The sequence below is a fragment of the Inquilinus limosus MP06 genome (genome assembly GCF_000767795.1).
Classification (GTDB): domain Bacteria; phylum Pseudomonadota; class Alphaproteobacteria; order DSM-16000; family Inquilinaceae; genus Inquilinus; species Inquilinus limosus_E.
Window position 1 is genome coordinate 1 of record NZ_JANX01000734.1, and the last position, 2,559, is coordinate 2,559.

The 2,559-nt window shown below is 71.4% G+C and carries 1 protein-coding gene; it reads left to right on the plus strand.

The window, feature by feature from the left end:
- Nucleotides 1-2,559 (plus strand): tetratricopeptide repeat protein (locus P409_RS31615; RefSeq protein WP_034847899.1); only part of this gene is annotated, 2,559 nt, incomplete at both ends.

Consider the following 2,559-nt stretch of genomic DNA (forward strand, 5'->3'; position numbering starts at 1 on the left):
ATTTCAGCCACGACCCGATCCGCCTGCCGCCGCGGCCGCCGACGCTGCGGCATGCCAGCTACGAGGACGATTTCGACTTCACCACCGTGTTCTGCGACGTGTTCTGGGATGCGTCGGGCGAGTCGATCCGCCTGGTCGGGCCGCCGCTCCTGAACCTGGAGGCGGAGCTGGACTTCGCCTTCACCGCCCTGCCCTCGATGCAGCGCTGCGCCTTCGAGGTGCGGCACAAGCGCTGGGTCGACCTGGTCACCGTCCCGGTCCCGCCCGGCACCACCGGGCTGATCGCCGACACCAGCCTGGGCCGCGCCTTCCTGGCGCCGCAGCCCAATCTGAGCGGGCTGTTCGACGGCCGCCGCTGCATCTATGCGATGAGCCAGGACAACGACATCGCCTGGATCCAGGATTGGGTGCGCTACTATTCCCGCGGCCATGGCGCCAACGGCGTCGTCCTCTACGACAACGCCTCGACGGCCTACGATGTCCGCGAGCTCGACGACGCGCTGCGGTCGATCGACCCGGCGATCGAGGTGCTGACCATCCCCTGGCCCTACAAATGGGGCGTGTTCGACGGCCGCCGCCCGCTGTCCTACAGCATATGGGATTCGTTCTACGGCCAGGCCGCGGCCTTCGAGCATGCGCGGCTGCGCTACTTCCGGACCGCCGCCAGTGTCATCAACGTCGACATCGACGAGCTGGCGGTCACCCGCGACGGCCAGAGCGTGTTCGAGATCGCCGAGCAGTCGGACACCGGCTTCATCCGCTTCGACGGCTGGTGGATCCACAATTACGCGACCGAGCCCCTGCCCCAGCAGCGCCGGCACAAGCACTTCTTCCACAAGAAGGTGGGCCGCCTGGACGCCTGCACCGAGAAATGGGCGGTGGTGCCGGCCAAATCGCCCGAGGACGTGCAATGGGCGATCCACAACGTCATCGGCATGACCCCGGACGAGGCCAGCTTCAAGGTCGGCCTGCGCCACTTCAAGCCGATCAACACCAGCTGGGACGTCGATTCCAACCTGACCGACGCCAAGCGCACCGAGCTGTTCCACGGCGACGGCGCCGGGCTGGAGATCGACGAGGAGCTGCGCCGGACGCTGGCCCGGGTGTTCCCCGACGGCGAAGATGACCGGCCGGCCGCGGCCCCGGCCCGCCCGGCCGAGATCGTGGCCTATCAGCATCGGGTGCGCAGCGAGGCCCTGGCCCGTTCCGGCCGGGTCGAGGAGGCCGTCGCGGAGGCGCGCCGCGCGGCCGGGCTGCTGCCCGGCCATCCGGCGACCCTCCTGCATCTCGGCAAGCTGCGGCAGGCCCAGGGCGGCGAGGACGAGGCCGCCCGGCTCTCCGAGGAGGCGCAGCGGCTGCGCGAGGCCGACCCGCTGTACCATGTCCAGATGGGCCGGTCGGCCCAGCACACCGGCGAGATCGACCAGGCGGTCGCCAGCCTGCGCCGGGCGCTCGAGCTCGACCCGGACTCGATCGACGCGGCGGAGCTGCTGTTCAAGCTGTTCTGGGGCCATGGCCGCTACGGCGAAGGCCGGGTTCTCGCCCGCGAGTGGGTCGCGCGCGCCCCGGCCGATCTGGCCGAGGCCCAGGCCCTGGCCGCCACCATGCTGATGACGATCGGCCGGGCGCCGGAGGCGATCCGGCTTTGGCGCAACGCCCTCGCGCTCGACCCGCAGCGGTCCGACTTCCATCACAGCCTGGCGCGCTGCCTGCTGCTCGACCGCAGCCTGGCCGAGGCGGAGGAGATCGAGCGGACGGCGATCCGCCTGTTCGAGGACGAGCGCGACCATGCCCGCGACCCGATCCCGCCCGAGGTGGTGCAGAAGCTGAAGCGCAAGCTGCTGCTGCGCGCCTCGACCCGGTCGTCGATGTTCGAGCAGCTGGGGCGCATCCTGCGGGCGCGCGGCCGGCTGGAGGAGGCGGCCGAGGCCCTGCGCGAATCGATCCGGCACTACCGCTTCGACCCCGACCTGCATCTGCTGCTGGCCGAGATCCTGACCGATCTCCGCCAGCCCGGGCAGGCCAAGGCGGCGCGGGAGAAGGCCGCGGCGGTGGCGCGGGAGTTGCTGGGCCATCCGCCCAACACCATCCGCACCGCCTTCGACCGCGAGCGCGACATGGTCGGGCTGTACGCCTGGGTCGCCACGATCCTGCAGCGCTGCGGCCATGCCGATGAGGCGACGGCGACGATCGAGGAGATCGGCCGGAACTTCGCCGGCAGCGCCAATGCCACGGTCGCGCGCGCCGGCTTCCTGATCTCGGCGGACAGGGCGTCGGAGGCGGAGCGCCTGATCGCCGAGGCGATCGCCCGGGGCGAGGACCATTCCCGGCTGCATCATCTGCACAGCACGGCGCTGTCGCAGCTGAACCGGCTGCCCGAGGCGATCGCCGCCTGCCGGAAGGCGCTGGCGCATGATCCGGACGGGCCGCATCTGCATCGCAGCCTGGCCGCGCTGCAGATCTCCGCCAGGCGCTGGGCCGATGCCGTCGCGACGCTGGAGACCGCGATCGCGCTGGAGCCGTCGCATGCCGGCGCCCAGCGCCAGCTCAGCACCGCCC